The 19,209-nt window shown below is 43.6% G+C and carries 18 protein-coding genes; 14 read left to right on the top strand and 4 right to left on the bottom strand.

Features of this window, described 5'->3' with window-relative positions:
- Positions 1–5 precede the first annotated feature (5 nt).
- Genes gspJ through ACAX20_RS00870 form a run of 5 tightly spaced genes read left to right on the top strand, consistent with a single transcriptional unit; the run spans position 6 to position 4,225 of the window.
- Entirely contained in the window at positions 6–632 is a 627-nt protein-coding gene (gene gspJ / locus ACAX20_RS00850; protein ID WP_371189539.1) for a type II secretion system minor pseudopilin GspJ, read from the top strand.
- A 19-nt stretch (positions 633–651) separates the two neighbouring features.
- On the top strand, positions 652–1,734 hold the full coding sequence (gene gspK, locus ACAX20_RS00855) for a type II secretion system minor pseudopilin GspK (RefSeq protein ID WP_371187740.1): 1,083 nt from the start codon (positions 652–654) through the stop codon (positions 1,732–1,734).
- The gene (gene gspL, locus ACAX20_RS00860; protein ID WP_371187742.1) at positions 1,734–2,996 is read left to right on the top strand and encodes a type II secretion system protein GspL; all 1,263 of its coding nucleotides are present in this window, start codon (positions 1,734–1,736) and stop codon (positions 2,994–2,996) included. Before gspK ends, gspL begins: the two co-directional genes overlap by 1 nt.
- Positions 2,993–3,466: a type II secretion system protein GspM gene (gene gspM / locus ACAX20_RS00865; protein WP_371187744.1), complete on the top strand. Its 474-nt coding sequence runs from the start codon at positions 2,993–2,995 to the stop codon at positions 3,464–3,466. The genes gspL and gspM overlap by 4 nt, the downstream gene beginning before the upstream one ends.
- Before the next feature lie 9 nt (positions 3,467–3,475).
- The gene (locus ACAX20_RS00870) at positions 3,476–4,225 is read left to right on the top strand and encodes a type II secretion system protein N (protein WP_371187746.1); all 750 of its coding nucleotides are present in this window, start codon (positions 3,476–3,478) and stop codon (positions 4,223–4,225) included.
- 77 nt (positions 4,226–4,302) lie between these two features.
- Here ACAX20_RS00870 and ACAX20_RS00875 read toward each other — a convergent pair whose 3' ends face one another.
- From ACAX20_RS00875 to rsgA, 3 genes are all read right to left on the bottom strand, one after another.
- A complete protein-coding gene (locus tag ACAX20_RS00875) occupies positions 4,303–5,043 on the bottom strand; it encodes a glycerophosphodiester phosphodiesterase (protein WP_371187748.1) in 741 nt (246 codons plus the stop codon).
- Positions 5,044–5,048: 5 nt separating this feature from the next.
- Complete coding sequence (gene asd, locus ACAX20_RS00880) at positions 5,049–5,921, bottom strand: archaetidylserine decarboxylase (protein ID WP_371187750.1); 873 nt, start codon at positions 5,919–5,921, stop codon at positions 5,049–5,051.
- A gap of 117 nt (positions 5,922–6,038) precedes the next feature.
- Positions 6,039–7,073 (bottom strand): small ribosomal subunit biogenesis GTPase RsgA, encoded by a 1,035-nt coding sequence (rsgA, locus tag ACAX20_RS00885; RefSeq protein ID WP_371187752.1) that lies wholly within the window; start codon positions 7,071–7,073, stop codon positions 6,039–6,041.
- A 103-nt stretch (positions 7,074–7,176) separates the two neighbouring features.
- Between rsgA and orn the strand changes: the two genes are divergently transcribed.
- Positions 7,177–7,722: an oligoribonuclease gene (gene orn, locus ACAX20_RS00890; RefSeq protein ID WP_371187754.1), complete on the top strand. Its 546-nt coding sequence runs from the start codon at positions 7,177–7,179 to the stop codon at positions 7,720–7,722.
- 226 nt (positions 7,723–7,948) lie between these two features.
- A complete protein-coding gene (locus tag ACAX20_RS00895) occupies positions 7,949–9,658 on the top strand; it encodes a hypothetical protein (protein ID WP_371187756.1) in 1,710 nt (569 codons plus the stop codon).
- Positions 9,659–9,791: 133 nt separating this feature from the next.
- Here ACAX20_RS00895 and queG read toward each other — a convergent pair whose 3' ends face one another.
- The gene (gene queG / locus ACAX20_RS00900; RefSeq protein ID WP_371187758.1) at positions 9,792–10,928 is read right to left on the bottom strand and encodes a tRNA epoxyqueuosine(34) reductase QueG; all 1,137 of its coding nucleotides are present in this window, start codon (positions 10,926–10,928) and stop codon (positions 9,792–9,794) included.
- An 18-nt stretch (positions 10,929–10,946) separates the two neighbouring features.
- Here queG and ACAX20_RS00905 point away from each other — a divergent pair, with 18 nt between their 5' ends.
- The 7 genes from ACAX20_RS00905 (at position 10,947) to hflX (ending at position 19,162) form a co-directional block, all read left to right on the top strand.
- On the top strand, positions 10,947–12,443 hold the full coding sequence (locus tag ACAX20_RS00905; protein WP_371187760.1) for an NAD(P)H-hydrate dehydratase: 1,497 nt from the start codon (positions 10,947–10,949) through the stop codon (positions 12,441–12,443).
- An 11-nt stretch (positions 12,444–12,454) separates the two neighbouring features.
- Entirely contained in the window at positions 12,455–12,943 is a 489-nt protein-coding gene (gene tsaE, locus ACAX20_RS00910) for a tRNA (adenosine(37)-N6)-threonylcarbamoyltransferase complex ATPase subunit type 1 TsaE (RefSeq protein ID WP_371187762.1), read from the top strand.
- Positions 12,944–13,041: 98 nt separating this feature from the next.
- The gene (locus tag ACAX20_RS00915; protein ID WP_371189540.1) at positions 13,042–14,346 is read left to right on the top strand and encodes an N-acetylmuramoyl-L-alanine amidase; all 1,305 of its coding nucleotides are present in this window, start codon (positions 13,042–13,044) and stop codon (positions 14,344–14,346) included.
- Positions 14,346–16,403 (top strand): DNA mismatch repair endonuclease MutL, encoded by a 2,058-nt coding sequence (gene mutL, locus ACAX20_RS00920; RefSeq protein ID WP_371187764.1) that lies wholly within the window; start codon positions 14,346–14,348, stop codon positions 16,401–16,403. The genes ACAX20_RS00915 and mutL overlap by 1 nt, the downstream gene beginning before the upstream one ends.
- A gap of 51 nt (positions 16,404–16,454) precedes the next feature.
- Positions 16,455–17,408, top strand: a complete 954-nt coding sequence (miaA, locus tag ACAX20_RS00925) for a tRNA (adenosine(37)-N6)-dimethylallyltransferase MiaA (RefSeq protein WP_371189541.1) — start codon at positions 16,455–16,457, stop codon at positions 17,406–17,408.
- 195 nt (positions 17,409–17,603) lie between these two features.
- Complete coding sequence (gene hfq, locus ACAX20_RS00930) at positions 17,604–17,846, top strand: RNA chaperone Hfq (protein ID WP_371187766.1); 243 nt, start codon at positions 17,604–17,606, stop codon at positions 17,844–17,846.
- Positions 17,847–17,875: 29 nt separating this feature from the next.
- Positions 17,876–19,162, top strand: a complete 1,287-nt coding sequence (hflX, locus tag ACAX20_RS00935; protein WP_371187768.1) for a ribosome rescue GTPase HflX — start codon at positions 17,876–17,878, stop codon at positions 19,160–19,162.
- Positions 19,163–19,209: the final 47 nt, after the last annotated feature.

Here is a 19,209-nt window from a genome sequence, read left to right on the forward strand (position 1 = left end):
TCGTGATGATGAGCAAAGAGCAAGGTTTCACGCTTATTGAAGTACTGATCGCCATTTTAGTATTTGCGATGATCTCACTGGCCAGCACTTCGGTGTTGTCGGCCATTAATACTTCCAGTGACGTCAATCAGCGTAAAAGTATGCGCTTGGCCGAATTACAGCGTGCATTTTTGTTGATGGAACGTGACTTTCTGCAAATGACTAAGCGTACGGTACGCCTCAATGGCGAGCAACCTCTCGATGGTTATTTATTTAGTAATGAATCCACTTATTCAAGCAATACACATGGCATTGCCTTCGTTCGACAGGGCTGGCGCAACCCCGCCTTGTTATTACCACGCTCCGATGTACAAGCAGTTGCTTATCAATTAGCAGACGATACATTAAATCGCCTACATTATTTATTTGTTGACTCTGTCGTTGGTACCGAGCCGAAAGTTAGACCATTGTTGAGCGATGTCGAGCAAGTTGATTTTGAATTCTTTGATGGTAAAAAATGGCAAAAAAAGATCCCTGAAAGTGACTTGCCATTGGCGATAGCCATAGAAATTACCTTAAAGGATATGGGATTGATAAGACGACAGTTTTTAGTACCCGGTACCATGTCTGCCGACGAGGCGAGCAATGTATAACACGCCATCCAGCAGAATCATGCAGCCAAGCAAGCAAGCCGGTGTCGCGTTAGTGACGGTTATGTTAGTGCTAGCGCTGTGTGTGGTGCTGGCATCACGGATGAGCTCTAACTTGATCTATCAAGTGCAACGCAGTGAAAATCTCTATTCAAATCAACAAGCCTATTGGTATGCAATGGGGGCAGAAGCGTTTGCTAAAACGGTATTGGCGCAATCGTTTAAAAGCAGTAATGATAAAGAGGTTACTCACTTAGCTCAGCCTTGGGCTGCCGGTGAAACGGCATTCCCTGTCGACTTAGGTGAAATTAGTGGCGAAATAAAAGACTTGCAGTCGTGTTTTAATTTAAATTCGTTGCTCAATAAGCAGCAAGGCAACAATGACAATACGTTACCGGCAGAGGCTGGTGATAATAACAATAGTGACAACGAAGCAGAGCCGCAAGCCAGTCAAGATAATCACCCTATAACCCCTATAGAGAATAAAGCTAAAGCGTCGCTTATTGAGCTAATCACGTTATTAGAAGTTGATGGGGTCGATCGCTTTAGCGCTGAATATATGGCCGAGGCGCTATTGGACTGGCTTGATGAGGACTCGTCTATCGTCAGTGCCGGGGGCGCGGAAGATAATGATTACGCGGCGCGGGAATACCCCTATTTAGCAGCCAATAATAAATTGGTTAGTGTTAATGAATTGCGTTTAATAGAGCATTTTACGCCGCAAGTTATTATGGCGTTACAAGATTATGTTTGTGTTATCCCAGATTCCGATATTCACCGCATTAACATCAATACCATTGATAATGATAATGTCTTGTTATTACAGGCATTGCTGGGTGGTGTCGATGAAGGTACCGCAGAAGAGATTTTGAGTAAGCGCGGTGACAAGGGGTTTAAAACGATTAATGAATTTTATGACTTAAGCGTTGTAAAAAATATTAAAAACCAACAGCAATGGCGTCAACAGTTTGTGGTTGATAGCGATTACTTTGAATTGACCACCAAAACCTCATTTAATAACAGCTATTTCAGCATGAGGTCGGTGATGAAAATTAATGAAGATGACACCATTACCGTGGTGGATAGAACGATTGGAGTCAATTAATGCGAGAGACGTTATATATTCGCATCTCGAGTCAGGCTGAGGCGCCAATTCAATGGCTTATTGTGGCCAAAGAATTAGCCGATGAAATAGCCAGTGGGGTGATCGATGGCAAAGCGCAGCTAATTGAACTAGCGACCAAGGCACAGGGCCGAGACGTTAAAGTATTAGTTAATAGCCAAGCTATTGGCTTTAAAGCGCTGCAAGTACCCGGCAAAAATAGTCGTGCTTGGCAGACGGCAGCGCCTTACATGTTAGAAGAAGAACTGGCTAACGATGTGGAGCAGCTATTTTTTGCTTATGGCAGCAAACCTAAAGACTACCATGGTGACGAAAATGTCTTTGTCGCTTGGCTTGCACATAATCAGTTACAGCAATGGTTAACTTGGTTTGATGAAGCGGGTATTAAGGTAACGCATATGATCCCTGACGTGCTGTGCATGCCACAACATCAAGCAGCGAGCATGGTTAATATTGCCGATCAGTGTTTGTTGCGAATTGATGGCTTCTCAGGTTTTGTTGTCGATAAAAGCTTGTTACCGATGGCCCTAGAGCAACTAGCGGTATCGCGAGGGGCAAGGTTAGATACATCATCGGATCAACCTGTGCCGCCAAGGCTTACGGTTCATAATTACGGTGAGCCAAGTTTAGCTATTGAGCATCAAGCCATAACATGGCAAGCCCAACCATTAGAGTTACCAATGTTACTGTTAGCAAAAGAAGCGAGTAAGCAAAGCTTCAACTTGTTGCAGGGGCAGTATCAAGTTAAAAAGCAACAATCGCCAGTAATGAAAAACTGGTTATGGGTAACAGGTTTGGCAAGCGTTGCATTGTTGTTGACCGTACTTGGTAAAGTTGTTGAATTACAACAGCTTGATAATCAGTATGCTCAAGTCAGCGAGCAAATTGAACGTCGTTATAAACAAGCATTCCCTAACACCAAGCGAGTGCGATTAGCAACCGTTAAAAGTCAAATTCAACGCCGTTTAGCGGAGTTTGGTTCATCGGCTGGTGATGAGAGCTTCTTATCAATGCTTAACGATTTACAGCCAGCCTTTGCTAGCGCAACCTCAATAAAACCGACGTCTATTCGCTTTGATAGCAAGCGCCAAGAACTTCGCTTATCAGTAGAAGGAAAGGACTATCAAAGTTTTGAGAAGTTTAAGCAGCAACTGGAGTCGGCCAATTTCGACGTGCAAGCGGGTGCACAAAATAACCAAGGTGATCAAATCACCGGCTCATTCAGCATTAGGAGCAAATCATGAAACAATGGTGGTTAGGACTGAATCAGCGTGAGCAGCGTTTAGCGATCATCATGGCCAGTGTGGTTGTTATTTTTGTATTTTTCACAGCAGTATGGCAACCGCTCAATCAAAGCATCACTAAAGCGGAGCAAAAGCTTGCCCGTCAACAGCAGTTGGCGATTTGGGTTGATGAACATTTGTTCAAGTTGAAAGCATTAGAGCAAACGACAGGAAAACGTGTGTCATCGGCAAGTTTATCGACCGTGGTTAACCGTACCGCCCGACGCCAAAATATTGATATTGCTCGTATGCAACCGCAAGGTGAAGATTTGCAAGTGTGGATTGATGAGGTGCCGTTTAATACCTTTATTACGTGGCTTGATACACTCGCTAATAAAGAAGGATTAAAAGTGATGTCGCTTGATGTTAGTGAAAGCAATACCTCTGGCTCGATTGCCGTGCGCAGATTGCAGTTAAGTAAAGCAGGATAGTTGTATTGTATGAGTAAAATAAAAATATATTCCGCATTTGCTAGCCTATTCTTGGTTTTATATTTGCTGTTTTTGTTGTTGTTAGCGCCTGCCGATAAACTTGTTGGTCAGCTAGCTCTACCAAATCATATTAAGCTTGGCAAAGTGTCTGGCTCGTTATTTTCTGGTGATGTCGATACCATCTATATGGGGAGCCAGCAACTTGAACAAGTGAGTTGGTCGGTTAATGTTTTATCGCTGCTGTCATTTAATCCGAGTGTTAATGTGACCTTCGGTAGCACCGCCCTCGGTTATCAAGGTCAGTTTCGTGCTGAAGATATTACTGCTGATGTACCAACGATAAAAGCTCTCAATGCACAAATAGACGCCGATTATATGGCAGAGCAACTACCTCTAATGATGACTGTTAAAGCGGCTGGTCAAGTACGGGTTAATATTGAGGTGTATCGCCCAGGCAAGGCTGTATGCTCAGCGGCTAAAGGTAAAGTGAATTGGCTCGCTGCGCAGCTAGATGCAACCGGCGAATATGTGCCACTAGGTGACTTAGCCGCAGACTTATCTTGTACCAATGGTAATCTTACAGTGTCTGTGTCGCCAGAGAATAACCTAGGGCTAGAATTAGACGCCGTGTTTAATGGCAAGCGCTTTAATGCCAATGGTTATGTAACACCAGGAGCAGAGTTTCCTGAACAGTTACAATCGTTCGTTGGTTTTTTAGGGCGTAAAGATAACCAAGGGCGCTACCGTATTCGAATTTAGGAAATACGCTATGGCTGTCAGGGCTAGCAATCTGCTAGCCTTTTTGTTGTCTGTAAATAATTGCTCGGATAGCTAGCCTAGGGGGTAATAAGTGAAGGAGTTGCTTGATCGTTATTAGGGGCGTTCAAATGAGCTATTTTTACTAAGCTGCGCTTTGGATAGTTGCTAAAAATGCCATCGACACCAAGGCGATGCATATCGATGATGTCCTCTTCGTCATTGACAGTATAGACAAACACTTTTAAGCCTCGTTGGTGCGCATCATCAACAAAAGCCTGATTAATGCAGTCGATATCGACGTGCACACTAAAAGCCTTTAAACGTTCCGCAAAGGTTGCATAATCAAGCGGACAACTGGCTGTTAGGGCACCAATGTGAATGTTGTTGTTGAGGCTTTTCAATTGATAAAGTAAATGATGATTAAAGCTTGAGACCAACAATTGGTCGAGATCAAAACCATAGTCATCAATGGCTTTTTTGATACAGCGTAACAACGGAGTAACGGTGCCTTCGGCTTTTAATTCGATATTAACCGAGCATGCCCCATTAATACAACGCAACACTTCATCAAGAGTAGGTATTTGTTGGCCTTGACCAGCGTCCAATTGTCTTAACTGGGCAAAACTGAAGTTTGTTAGCAAGCCTTTACCATTGGTCGTGGCGTCGACCTTGCGGTCATGGATGACGATAAGTTCATCGTCGCAGAGGTGGACGTCAACTTCAATGCCGTCCACCTTCATTACTAACGCTTGTTCAATCGCTGCAAGAGTGTTTTCTGGTTTATGACCACTGGCTCCTCGATGCGCGAAAACAAGCATAAGCCTTACTCCTCAGTAACGTAACCGTATGGTTTACCAAGGCGGGTCACCTTACCGGGGCCATCATCTTTGACGAAGTCCATGGCTCCTTTAGGGAAACAACACACTGTCGTTGAGCCCAGCTTAAAGCGGCCCATTTCAGCACCCTTCTCTAAGGTGATAGCACCTGGCTCACCAGCGGCAGGGTAATGCCAACGCTGCAATGCTTTGCCACCACTTGGGGCGATAGTACCCGCCCAGACGGTTTCGATACTGGCGACAATGGTTGCACCAACCAAAACCAGTGCAATAGGACCGATTTCGGTATCAAAAATGGTTACCACACGTTCGTTGCGGGCAAATAGGTTAGGGACATTTTCAGCGGTTAATGGGTTAACACTAAATAAATCACCTGGCACAAAAATCATCTCACGCAAGGTGCCAGCGATCGGCATATGAATGCGGTGATAGTCTTTTGGCGCCAGATAAATCGTCGAGAACTTACCACCTTGAAATGGCGCAGCGGTATTAGCATCGCCACCAAGTAAGGTTTCTAGTGAGTAGTTAAAACCTTTGGCTTGAATGATTTGGTTGTTAACAATATCGCCTTGCTGGCTAATCGTTCCGTCAACGGGAAAACAAATTTCTTTGCTGTCGGCGCTAATTGGGCGCAAGCCATCTTTTAATTCACGGGTAAAAAAATCGTTAAACGTTGCAAAGTCTTCCGCATTTTCTAGCTTTGCTTCACTCATATCGATGTTGTAAGACTTAATGAAACGCTTAATTGCAAACGTGGTCACCGCGCCTGCTTTAGCGCTTGCAAATTTGCCTACTAACCTTGATAGAGCTGTTTTAGGCATTGCGTACTGCAACGCAATTTTTAAAGAATCGAAAGACACATCGTGTTCCTTATAGTGACTTGCACACAGGCTGCAAGTATCGATTATTATAGATGAATAATATCGGGCTGAATTAATGATACGCAAGCGAACCAGCTGTAGTGATTCGCTCTAATTTTATTTAAAGCGCGATGTTAGTGTATTACTGTCTAAACTTGCAAGTATTCTTTGATAACTCGCAAAGCGTTGTTCGCTAATTTCACCATCCGTAAGTGCTTGTTTCAGCGCACATCCTGGATCATTTTGATGTTTACAATCGCGAAACTTGCAGTAACCAAAATGCGGTTGGAACTCAATGAAGCCTTTGTCTACTTGATCAGGTGTTAAGTGCCATAAACCAAATTCACGAATACCCGGTGAATCGATCAATCGTCCGCCATCGGGGAAATCATATAAACGAGCAACCGTCGTGGTATGCTGACCGAGGCCAGAAACATCACTGACTTCCTGGGTAAGTAAGTCGAGACCTGGCATTAATGTGTTAACTAAAGTCGATTTACCTACACCAGACTGGCCAACGAAAATGCTGGTTTTATCTTTCAAGCGTTGGCTAATTTGTTCCAGTCCCTGTTGTTGTTTGGAGCTGACCAGAATGACCTCATAACCAATGTCTTGATAAAGTTGTAAGTAGTTGTCGATATCGGTACGGTTGTTAGCGTCGAGCAAGTCAATTTTGTTGAGTACAATAATGGCTTTAATACCGGTCAATTCCGTGGCAACTAAATAACGATCGATAATATCGGCGTTAAAGGCGGGGACAACAGAAGAGACAATAAAAATTTGATCGATATTGGCTGCAATAGGTTTTACACCATCGTAGACATCGGGGCGAGATAGCACCGAGCTGCGCTCATGTACGGCTTCAATAACGCCACTAATACTGTGCTTTGTTTCTTTGCCGGGGCGCCAAATAACATGATCACCACACACCAGCGAATCAACGGTGCGACGAATGTTACAGCGGATGATATCGCCATTTTCACTCTGTACATCGGCGTGTTGACCAAAACGACTGATAATGGTGCCTTGCTGGGTCTCGCCAAGTTCGGAATCTTTCCAAATCTCGTCGTTACTTTTGGTCGACAATTTATTGGCGATGTTTTTCTTGATTCGCCTGTGCTGCCCTTTCGTTAATTTCTTCGCTTTAGCCACAATGTATGATGTTCTGCTGTTAATTCACGTGTATGAATGGTGTTAATAATGCCGTATTATACCTCTAGCAGCTTGATAAAGAAAATTCCGTATAGGTGGCGTAATGACTAGCAATGCAAATAACTTGATTTGGCTTGATTTGGAAATGACAGGATTGGATCCTGAACACGATGTGATATTGGAGATAGCGACAATAATCACCGACGCTGAGCTTAATATTCTTGCCGAAGGCCCTGTATTCGCGATATCACAACCTGACGACGTATTAAATAATATGAACGAATGGTGCATTAAACAGCATGGCGCCAGTGGCTTGACCGAGCGTTGTCGCCAATCGACTATCAGTTTGGCAGATGCAGAAGCCGCGACCATTGACTTTATTAGCCAGTATGTCGATAAAGGCGCATCACCGATGTGTGGTAATTCTATTGGCCAAGATCGTCGCTTTGTGCATGCCTATATGACTGACTTTGAACAGTGGTTTCATTATCGCAATATTGATGTCAGCACGATCAAGGAGCTTGTGCGTCGTTGGCAACCAGAGATATTAAATAAAGTACAAAAACAAGGCACGCATTTAGCCCTTGATGATATTCGCGAATCGATCGCTGAGTTACGTACCTATCGAGAATATGTATTTAAAATCTAATTAGACGCAATTTAAACGACACAGTGGCGCAGGTAATTTTAGCTAAATCATAGGCTTGCTAAATTGCTTGTGCTTTTTTTTTAAATAATGTTCTATTATGGATAATAGATTTATTTTTGCGCAATACTTGTTATTATGAAATCAGCAGGTGTTGTCTTGACAAGCTGAGACTGCTAATCAGCTTGATATGAGTCCGCGATAAGAATTATAAAAAGGATTGGTGTACATGACCGATGTAACAACCGAGCAAGTTAAATTGCCCCGTGTTATTGTATCAAAAGCCGTTATTTATCTTGCTCTGTTGCTTATTGCTATGGCTTCGCTGATAGGAGCGTCGCTGTGGTTATACAATCAACAAGCCAATAAAGCCGAATTTCTTAAGCAGCAGCAAATTCCGTTTATTAAAAACAACGCGCAATTGATGAAAAGTGTGGCGGAGTTAGAAAATAGCCTTGTTGCCCAGCAGTTAGCTATTCGTCATCAGCAAGTTGAACAGCCATTAGAAGATTTAAAATCCGCTTGGTTAGAAATTGTTGAACTAAGCCGTAACCACGTGCTTATGGTGAGAGACAGTGTGCGTGATAACAGCGCTGAAGATATTGCCTCGACGGCGCAAGACTTTGCTAACGGCTATAAGCGATTTGTTATTTTAGTTGATGATTTAATTCTTATACGCCAATCTCGCAATAATCAGTATCAAGCGAATCGTACCGAACTTAAACAAATTATCAAAACTGTCGAAGGTTTACGTCGTGATGCGTTGAATCAATTAGATGATTATTCTTATCAATTTGTTAATCGTCAAGATCGCCAAAAATCACAGTATATGAACGATATTATTGGTTTAACCAGTCGTGCCAATTTTTATCAATATTTATACCAAGAACTGTTGAAGGTTGATAATAAACTAACCGCCTTATCAACCGCCGTAACGTCGCGAAAGTTTAATCAAATATCCAATGATGTCGCCCATTTGACTCGCAATATTAATAAGCAATTACAAGAAAAGTCGAGCAATGATGCATTGCAAGGCATACAAAAAGATGTACTTGCGTTAACCAATCAATTTATGGGCTCTGGTCAACTGTTTACCAAATGGCGTGACGAAAACGTGACAACGGAAAAAGTCGTTGAGCAACTTAGCGTTTACCAAAACTTTCTTAAAGATACCGCGCAACTCATTGATCGCGATAGCTTCTTTGATTTGCCTGAGTTTTCGTTAAATATTCCATTTCTACAAATCACCTTGAAAGAATCCACCATGCTACCAGCAGCGATCGGCTTTATCACCATACTGCTTACGTTTAGTGGCTATATTGCTTGGAAGCTCTATACGGTGGTGACTCGCAGTTATTATGCCGGCTCACAGCATATGCAAATACGTTATCAAAAACAGCGCCAAGCAGAGCGATTACAGAAAAAGCAACAAGAGAAAAACCTCTTTAACGAACTGAATCGCGAGCACGAAGCGCCTAAAAATAGCGCGACGAATGCTAAGCCGGGGGCTGTTGGCGTTAACCGTGACGCTGTTGCTGCTGCCGCGGAATCAATACCAGAATCTGCAGAATCTAGCTGGTCACCCGCTAGCGATAGCTTTTATAAAATGAATAACCTAGTGATGAATTTAGATAAGTTTAATGCTTATCATGGTTCTGCTGAAGTCGCGGTTGAAATGCTAGACGATTATATTGAGCGAAATCAAAACCACTTTAAAGTGTTAAAAACCGCCCTAGCCAACGGTGATTTAATTGCCGCAGAGCAGGCTAATAAAGGCTTGTTACACGTTGCTAACGTGCTAAGTTCTCCTCGCGTTATTAAAGTGTGTGAACAAGTACACCGTGGCTTGCAAAACTGTGATATTAAAGCCGTTGGTAAACTGTTAATCGAGGTCGATGCTGCCCTTCGTGAAGTGGCTGAGTTTGTTGCTGAATCGTAGCCGGAGAGAGTGGTATCTGAGCAAGGCTAATGACTGACATTAACAATCAAGATAAGTGAGTTGCTTGGTTGATTGAGGCGCAAAGGTGTATGCCATTGCGCCTTTTTTGTTAGGGAATGTTAGCGAACATCAATTAGGCATCTCTCGGTAGGCCTTTTTCTATGGTGCGGATCAATCGTGCGGTAAGCCTTGAATGCTGTTTATCTTTATTCTGTTGCTGTTCAGCAAGTGCCCAATCTATGTGTTCGGCAACCAATTCACACACATGAGGACGTTGTGCTGTTAACGCATCAACAATTTCTGCTTGATAGGGTGCATTGCCGAGCGCGACGGCGATGTTGCGCTGCCAGCTTTGATAACCAATGCGGCGAATTGGCGAACCCTGGGTGTTATCTAGAAATTGCTGTTCAGTCCATGCAAACAGCTGCAACAGCTCAGCATGATCAAAGTTGTTGCGAGGCTTAAAGTCGTCCTCGGTTGTTATTTGGCCGTATTTATTCCAAGGGCAAACTAATTGGCAGTCATCGCAACCATAAATTCGGTTACCCATAAGCTTACGATATTGCTCAGGGATACTGCCTTTCATTTCTATGGTTAAGTAAGAAATACAGCGTCTCGCATCCACAACATAAGGTTCAATAATGGCTTGTGTTGGGCAAATCTTTAAGCAAGCAACACAGCTGCCACATTGATTGTCACTGGCTTTGTTTGTTGGCAACGGGATGTCGACTAATAATTCACCTAAAAAGAACCAAGAACCTGCCTGTTCATTAATCAGTAAGCTATGTTTACCAACCCAACCTAGACCGGCTTTTTCAGCCAATGGCCGCTCCAATATCGGCGCGGAATCGACAAATGGGCGAAAATCGAGCTGTTGGCAATAGTGTTTAATTTTATCACCCAACTGTTTGAGACGGTTACGCATCAGCTTATGGTAATCTCGCCCTAAGGCGTAACGCGATATGTAAGCTCGACTGGGTGATCTTAATGTATCGGCAAATTTTGCATCTTCAACAAGGTAATCCATGCGGGCGCTAATAACGGTGATCGTGCCAGGATGCAATAGGTCCGGTTTAGTACGCAACTCTTTGTGGCGGGACATGTATTCCATGTCACCATGATAGCCTTTATCTAGCCATGCTTGCAGCGCAGCTTGGTGATCGCGCAAATCAATATCACTAAAACCGATTTCGGCAAAACCAAGTTCTTTGCCCCAAAGCTTGATTTTTTCTGCAAGTTCTTGATAGTTAATAGATAAGGGTTCAGACATAGCTAAATTGAGAACGCAATGTTACCAGTGAAATTATCCGATAGCTTACCACAAGTTGCCTATTTGTCAGAAACGGTGGTCGATAACGAAGCCAGATTTGCCGCTAAGTTATCAATTACCATGCAAGAGTTGATGAATTTAGCCGGTTTATCAGCATTTAAGTTATTGCAATACCGCTACCCCAAGGCGAAAACCATATTAATTATTGCCGGTAGCGGCAATAATGCTGGCGATGGTTTTGTTTTGGCGCGTTGCGCATTAGCTCAGGGCTATCATGTATACGTGCATGCTGTACAACCTCTTGACCAATATCAAGGTGACGCGCACATTGCTTGTCAGCAGTTTCTAAAACAAGGTGGTAGCCTGTGCAAAATTAATGACGTCGACTTTAAACGCGTCGATGTCATTGTTGATGCGCTGCTTGGTACCGGTTTTCGCGGTAAAGTGAAAGACACTTATGGTTACTTGATTAACCTGGTTAATCAGTTGGACATTCCAATTTTAAGTCTGGATGTACCCTCTGGCGTTGATGCTAACTGCGGTGTTAAACGCGGTAGCGCAATTGTTGCCGATGCAACGGTAACCTTTGTTGCGGTAAAACAAGGTTTGCTAACTGGCGAGGCGAGTAATTATTGCGGTGAACTTTATCTCGCTGATTTGCATGCCGGTCATGAGCTGAGCCAAGAATTAGCAGGTGATGCACAAGTTATCCAACCTAAAACTCTAGCCAAATTAAAACAGCGAACAAGAGCTTGTCATAAGGGGGATACCGGCATGCTGTTAGCGTTAGGCTCTGATGCCTTAACGCCGGGGGCTATCGCCTTAAGTTCAATGGCGGCATTGCGAGCTGGCGCCGGCTATGTGGTCATTGACTGTCACCCACAAAACCAAGCGATTATTGCTGGTCGACAAGCCGAGTTCGTCTTTACCAGTGTTGTTGATGCAACTGAGCGAGATCACACTCTGCTTAGCAAAGCAAATGCAATCGTCATTGGCCCTGGTTTAGGTATTGGTGATTTTGCCCAGCTGCGTTGGCATTACACCCTAGATACCGATTTACCACTGGTTGTTGATGCTGATGCGTTGACGTTATTAGCTAAACAACCTAGTCGACGTGACAATTGGATTTTAACGCCGCACCCTAAAGAGGCTGCACGCTTGTTGTCGGTATCGGTTGATGAGGTTAATGCTGATCGCTTTAGTGCTGCGCGTGCCATTAGTGACATGTACGGTGGTATATGTGTGCTAAAAGGGGCTGGTACTATAGTTACCGATGGTCAGCAGGTTCACATTTGCCCTATTGGCAACCCAGGTATGGCTGTTGCGGGGATGGGCGACGTATTAACTGGCATCATCGGCGCTTTACTATTACAATCATCATCCTTAATAGATGCTGCGTTAAATGCGGTATATATTCATGCTCACGCTGCAGATCTGGCAGCCCGAGACGGTGAAAAAGGACTATTACCTAGTGATTTATATCCATTTATTCGGCAATTGGTGAATCAACGCTAATCAACACCCATATGCAACAATTAACATTATCTTTAGAAAACGAACAACACACCGTAGAATTTGGTCGTCAATTAGCCAAGGCAGTGCAACAGCTCGATGTCGACGCATTAGTGGTATTTTTACATGGCGACTTAGGGGCGGGTAAAACCACCTTAACGCGCGGCTTTGTGCAAGGCTTAGGCCATAAAGGCAATGTTAAGAGTCCAACCTATACCTTAGTGGAGCCCTATGAGTTGCCACCGTGGCATGTTTATCATTTTGATTTATATCGCTTAGCTGACCCCGAAGAGCTCGAATACATGGGAATTCGTGACTACTTCTTGCAAAAATCTTGTTGTTTTGTTGAGTGGTCTGAAAAAGGGGCTGGTATTTTACCTGCAGAAGATCTTATTATTAACCTGACATATAATGAAGATAAGCGCCATGTCAGTATTACTGGTAATTCAGAGCGCGGTGATAATATTATTAAATTTCTTTCCTTGTTGCTCGCCGAGCTGTAATAAGGGTAACAAACAAAAATAAGTAATACGTGGGATTGATCAAATGCGCTGATCGTCTTAATGCCCACCGAATTTTGGGGAAGCTAGTACTGATGAAAATGCGTATTGATCCAATACTGCTTTTGTTGTTTTCGTTGCTGAGTTTCAAGGCACTGTCACAAAATGTGATTGAGGGTGTTCGTGTTTGGCCAGCACCAGAAAACACGCGTGTTGTTTTCGATTTAAGTGACAAGCCTGACTATTCTTATTTTTTTCTTAAAAACCCTAATCGCCTTGTTATTGATTTCAAAAATACCGACAACGTTGCCGCACTAACGGGACTTGCAGCTGATGACAAGCGTATCAAGCGAGTGCGTACCAGTAAGGGTAAAAGTAAACAGTCGGTGCGTATTGTTCTTGATTTATCCACAAGCTTTAAAGAAAACATTTTTGTGTTGGCGCCTATGGGCCCATACGGCGACCGTTTAGTGGTTGATCTACATGATAAAAATCAGCCGAAAAAAGTGGTTAAGTCGCAGCCGATAAATAATAACCGCGATGTGATTATCGGTATTGATGCCGGTCATGGCGGTGAAGATCCCGGTTCAATCTCAAAAACTGGGGTATACGAGAAGAAAATCACTTTAGCTATCGCCAAACGTTTGCAGCGCATTATTAATGCTGAAAAGGGTATGAAAGCGGTGTTGATTCGTACCGGTGATTATTTTGTTAACTTGAATCGCCGTACCGACATTGCTCGTAAACACGAGGTAGACTTTTTAGTCTCAATTCATGCTGATGCATTTCATAGTTCAAGACCACGTGGGGCCTCAGTCTGGATAGTAAATGATCGAAGAGCGGAGTCTGAACTGTCTAAATGGCTTAAAAACCGGGAGCAAAACTCTGAGTTACTTGGTGGTGGCGGTGAGCTAATAAAGCGCACCAATGATGATAATCTGGCGGTGTTCTTGGCTGATTTGACCAAAGATAAGTCGTTAGAGATCAGTGACCATATTGCCCGTAATGTCATTAAGGAACTTAAAAAAGTATCGAAAATGCATAAGCTTAAGCCACAAAATGCCAGCTTAGCGGTACTTAAATCTTCAGATATTCCATCGATGTTGGTGGAAACGGGGTTTATTTCTAATCCTTATGACTTTAAAAATTTAATGTCGGGTAATCACCAAGAGAAGCTAGCAAAAGCAATTTTTAAAGGCATGCAGCAGTACTTTTATCGTTACCCGCCCCAAGGTTCATTGTTAGCAAATTTACGACCAACGGTGCATAAAATTAGCCGTGGCGAGTCATTATCTTTGGTTGCGCAAAAGTACAACGTGAGTATCAGCCAATTAAAGTTAGCTAACAACCTCACGTCAGACATGGTCAGAATCGGGCAAACCTTGACCATTCCTAGAGTGAATTAATGAGTATATCAATATTACCGGCACGCCTTGCTAACCAAATTGCCGCTGGCGAGGTTGTCGAGCGTCCAGCATCTGTTGTTAAAGAACTGGTTGAAAATGCCATTGATGCTGGCGCGACTAAGATCAACATTGATATCGAAAAGGGTGGCAGTAAGCGTATTCGTATCATTGATAACGGCCACGGTATTAAAAAAGATGAACTCACTTTAGCCTTGTCACGTCATGCCACCAGCAAGATAAAAAATTTAGACGATCTTGAGTCGATTAATAGTTTGGGGTTTCGCGGTGAGGCGCTGGCCAGTATCAGTTCCGTTTCAAGGTTAACTCTTACCTCAAAACCAGCAGAGCAAGACTCAGCTTGGCAAGCCATTGCCTTGGGCCGCGATATGCAAGTTGAGGTAAAACCAGCTGCACACCCTAATGGTACCTGTATTGATGTTGAAGATTTATTCTTTAATACCCCGGCGCGGAGAAAGTTTTTACGCACAGAGAAAACCGAGTTTAGTCATATTGATGAAGTGGTAAAGCGGATTGCCTTGTCAAACTTATCGTTGAGCTTCACTTTGAACCATAATGGTAAAACAGTACGTCAATATCGCGCTGCAAAAACCGATAAGCAAATTGAAAAGCGCATTGCTGCAATATGTTCGCAAGGCTTTGTTGATAATGCGCTCGCGTTAAGTTTTGAACATCATGGTATGCGCTTATGGGGTTGGATTGCGGCGCCGTCTTTTGCTCGTAGTCAGAATGATTTGTGCTATAGCTACGTTAATGGCCGTATGATGCGTGACAAGCTAATTAATCATGCTATCCGTCAAGCATATGGGCACTTACTTAGCCGTGATAGTTACCCCGCCTTTGTGCTGTACTTTGAACTAGATTTTGCCGAGGTTGATGTTAATGTTCACCCAGCAAAACATGAGGTGCGCTTTCACCAAGCACGTTTGGTTCATGATTTTATTTGTGCGGCTATAGAACAAACACTAGAGCAAACTTTGCAACCAGCGGTAGCCTTTGATAGTGACAGTGGTGAAGTATTAACACCTGCTGATGAAAACAGTAGTAGATATACTTACCCAGATGACACTCAAGCGACTGAGGTTGGCGTGCGAGACGATCACCATGGCGAATACCAGCCCCAACATCAGCGTTCAGGAAGCTCTGCTTCTACCTTAGATAGCGCGCATCATGCAAACAGCGGTGTTTATGCCGGCGATTATGACCGAGGTTATGTCAAACCATTGCGCCAGCATGACAATGACGATTTCGGGCAGCAACACAATAACGTTGATAGCGCAACTTCAGGTGCAAGCTATGGTCGTCAACAAGCCACCCACTATGCGCCCAACTATGCTGCGAATAGACCATCGTCGCAAGAGCTGAATAACTATCAGCAATTGCTAAAGACTTGTGACGACGTTGAAATATCAGCACCCGAGAATGATAACAGCGCTCGTGCTACTTCCACGAATTCAGCCGACATTGCTGTTGCACAAAGTCAGGCAAACATCCAAGTATATAAGCAAGTTAGCGATTATGTATTTGTTGCCGATGTAGAGCAGCGCTTTTGTCTGGTAAATTTACAGCCTCTGCAAATTCTACATTTTCAGCGACAGCTACAAAGCCAATATCCACAAGGCTTGGTATCACAACCATTATTACTACCTGTATCGGTTGCGATGACAACTGATCTTTGTCAGTTTGTGAAGCAACATCAACAAGCCATGCTACACATTGGCGTTCACCTTGACGTAAATCGCGATAAAGTGATTATTCGCCAGTACCCAGCTCAGCTCAGACAACAAGATGTGGCTGAGAGTTTTTGCTTGTTAGCAGACTTATTACATGGTCTAGAGCAAGCAAATGGCTCGCTCGTTGATAGTGATTGGTATGGTGTGGTGGCGCAAGTTAAAGCGGCTCAAGCTTTCACTGCGCAAATGGCACAACAACTATTGCTAGCGGCGCAACAATGGCAAAACTTTGATCTTTCTGCACACTTACTCTTGAATTCTCAGCAGCTTGACCTTACATCCCAGATAGAGCAGCTACTAGATTAGGTTTATCTATTGTTCTACCTTAATTAGGTGGGCAATAACTTTCGATAAGATATCAGCGTGACCGACATAACTTGTAAACCGCCAATCATTTGCATTATGGGGCCTACCGCCTCAGGAAAAACCGATCTCGCTTTTCAGTTAAGTGATCATTTGCCATGCGATATTATCAGTGTCGATTCCGCATTAATATATAAACATATGGATATTGGTAGCGCCAAACCTACAGCTACTGAGTTGGCGCGTTATCCTCATAAATTAGTGGATATTATCGAACCAACTGACAGCTATTCGGTAGCGGATTTTTGCCGAGATGCCAAGGCGCTGATTGCTGAAAGCCAAGCTAAAGGGCGTATCCCAGTGTTGGTCGGTGGCACCATGATGTATTTTAAAGGTTTGATCGAGGGAATTTCACCATTACCCAAGGCCGATCCGGACGTCCGTGCAGAGATAGAGAAACTGGCCGCCGATTACGGTTGGCAGCACATTCATACATTGCTCGAAGCCGTCGACCCTGTTTCAGCCGAGCGTATTCACCCTAACGATCCGCAGCGGTTAACCCGGGCGCTAGAGGTTTACCGCATCAGTGGTAAGTCGCTAACAGAGCTTACGGCAGTTAAGGGAGATACTTTGCAGGGTGATATCTATCAGTTTGCTATTACCACTAAAGAGCGCAGTGAATTGCACAAGCGTATTGAGCTACGTTACCAAATCATGCTTGATCAAGGTTTTGATCAAGAGGTAAAAGCGCTGATAGCGCGAGGCGATTTGCACGAAGATTTGCCATCAATTCGTTGTGTAGGTTATCGCCAAATGTGGCAGTATTTGCACGGTGAATGTGACTACGACGAAATGGTATTTCGTGGTGTTTGTGCAACCCGTCAACTTGCCAAAAGGCAGCTGACATGGCTGCGCAGCTGGCCAAACCTTAATTGGTTAACAACGGGTGACGATACCAACTTAGAAAAAGTGTTATCGATTATTGGTGCAACTAAGCTAAACCAATAGTCTCGAGTCAGCGTCATTGCTGGCTTGACTAACAATATGGATCAATTAGCAAAGTTAAAATCTTTGTGTATACTTAAAGTGCTCGGTGTATTCAGGACTTACCGATTTTCGCTGGTCAACTTTAAGTTACTGACTTTATTAAAATTTTAAGTGTAAGTTAATCTAATTTACAATAACAATAAGGAGCCAAAACCAATGGCTAAAGGGCAATCTTTACAAGACCCGTTTTTAAATGCATTACGACGCGACCGCATTCCCGTAGCGATTTATCTTGTCAATGGGATTAAGTTGCAAGGGCAGGTTGAATCATTCGACCAGTTCGTTATTTTACTAAAGAACACTGTAAGCCAGATGGTATATAAGCATGCTATCTCAACGGTAGTGCCATCTCGCGCTGTCAATACCACCCCTGCTGATGGAAATCAGACCGCGGAATAATTAAATGAATTACATTTGGAGTTGCTCATTTGTTTGATAGACATCAAGCAGGTGAGCAGGCAGTACTTGTTCACATTGACTTTTCTCAAGAAAACGCTCGCGAAGACTTATCTGAATTTGAAATGCTGGTTCCATCCGCAGGCGTTAATGCCTTAACGGTTGTTACTGGCAAGCGTGATACCCCTCATTCAAAGTATTTTGTTGGTACAGGTAAGGTTGAAGAAATAGCCGAAGCAGTAAAGCTATATGGTGCCGATGTGATCTTGTTTAATCATGCTCTCTCACCTTCTCAAGAAAAAAATGTTGAAGCATTATGCGAATGCCGAGTCATTGATCGGACAACGCTAATCCTTGATATTTTTGCGCAACGAGCGCGAACCCACGAAGGTAAATTACAAGTTGAATTAGCGCAACTGCGTCATATCAGTACCCGGTTGATCCGAGGCTGGACCCACCTTGAGCGACAAAAAGGTGGTATAGGTTTGCGTGGGCCAGGGGAAACCCAGCTGGAAACCGACCGTCGTTTGTTACGTGAACGAATGCAAAATATTCGAGCTCGTTTAGACAAGGTTGAAAAACAGCGCCATCAGGGGCGCCGTGCTCGTGAGCGTGCAGAAATTCCAACCGTATCTTTGGTCGGTTATACCAACGCGGGTAAATCAACATTATTTAACCGAATTACCAATGCAGACGTGTACGCCGCCGATCAATTGTTCGCAACGCTTGATCCAACGCTACGTAAAATGCATATAGAAGACGTGGGCAGGGTGATCCTTGCTGATACGGTTGGTTTTATTCGTCATTTACCGCATGACTTAGTGGCGGCGTTTAAAGCGACCTTAACTGAGACTCGTGAAGCGCACTTGCAATTGCATGTGGTCGATATTGCCGATGAACGTCGTGCTGACAATATTGCCCAAGTAGATGCGGTATTGGAAGAAATTGAGGCAAACGATATTCCTCAGTTACTGGTGTGCAATAAAATCGATAAGTTAGATGATATTGCACCGCGTATCGATCGTGATGAAGACGGCAAGCCGATACGGGTGTGGGTGTCAGCGCAAGCTAATCTTGGCATGGACTTATTATCGCAAGCCCTACAAGAGTTATTGGCGACGGATATCGTTGAATATCGTTTAAAATTGCCACCCGCCGCAGGACGTTGGCGCGGTGCGCTATATCAGCTAAATTGTATTAAAGAAGAGTCATTTGATGAGCAGGGTAATTGCCTGCTAAGCGTAACAATGCCGTTGCGCGAATGGAATAAGTTATTAAAAGCCGGGAAATCTGAGTTGGAAACCTTTATCCAACACTAACCTGCTGATAATATAAAGTAATATCAATCTAAAAATTGAGGGAAACC

The organism is Thalassotalea sp. Sam97 (assembly GCF_041379765.1).
Lineage (GTDB): Bacteria > Pseudomonadota > Gammaproteobacteria > Enterobacterales > Alteromonadaceae > Thalassotalea_A > Thalassotalea_A maritima.

What these genes read in the sequence shown, in the direction of transcription:
- mutL (WP_371187764.1), top strand. Translation starts at nt 14,346, where the DNA reads ATGAGTATATCAATATTACCGGCACGCCTTGCTAACCAAATTGCCGCT.
- orn (WP_371187754.1), top strand. Translation starts at nt 7,177, where the DNA reads ATGACTAGCAATGCAAATAACTTGATTTGGCTTGATTTGGAAATGACA.
- gspL (WP_371187742.1), top strand. Translation starts at nt 1,734, where the DNA reads ATGCGAGAGACGTTATATATTCGCATCTCGAGTCAGGCTGAGGCGCCA.
- tsaE (WP_371187762.1), top strand. Translation starts at nt 12,455, where the DNA reads ATGCAACAATTAACATTATCTTTAGAAAACGAACAACACACCGTAGAA.
- gspK (WP_371187740.1), top strand. Translation starts at nt 652, where the DNA reads ATGCAGCCAAGCAAGCAAGCCGGTGTCGCGTTAGTGACGGTTATGTTA.
- ACAX20_RS00915 (WP_371189540.1), top strand. Translation starts at nt 13,042, where the DNA reads ATGCGTATTGATCCAATACTGCTTTTGTTGTTTTCGTTGCTGAGTTTC.
- gspM (WP_371187744.1), top strand. Translation starts at nt 2,993, where the DNA reads ATGAAACAATGGTGGTTAGGACTGAATCAGCGTGAGCAGCGTTTAGCG.
- ACAX20_RS00905 (WP_371187760.1), top strand. Translation starts at nt 10,947, where the DNA reads ATGTTACCAGTGAAATTATCCGATAGCTTACCACAAGTTGCCTATTTG.
- gspJ (WP_371189539.1), top strand. Translation starts at nt 6, where the DNA reads ATGATGAGCAAAGAGCAAGGTTTCACGCTTATTGAAGTACTGATCGCC.
- ACAX20_RS00870 (WP_371187746.1), top strand. Translation starts at nt 3,476, where the DNA reads ATGAGTAAAATAAAAATATATTCCGCATTTGCTAGCCTATTCTTGGTT.
- ACAX20_RS00875 (WP_371187748.1), bottom strand. Translation starts at nt 5,043, where the DNA reads ATGCTTGTTTTCGCGCATCGAGGAGCCAGTGGTCATAAACCAGAAAAC.
- hfq (WP_371187766.1), top strand. Translation starts at nt 17,604, where the DNA reads ATGGCTAAAGGGCAATCTTTACAAGACCCGTTTTTAAATGCATTACGA.
- queG (WP_371187758.1), bottom strand. Translation starts at nt 10,928, where the DNA reads ATGTCTGAACCCTTATCTATTAACTATCAAGAACTTGCAGAAAAAATC.
- ACAX20_RS00895 (WP_371187756.1), top strand. Translation starts at nt 7,949, where the DNA reads ATGACCGATGTAACAACCGAGCAAGTTAAATTGCCCCGTGTTATTGTA.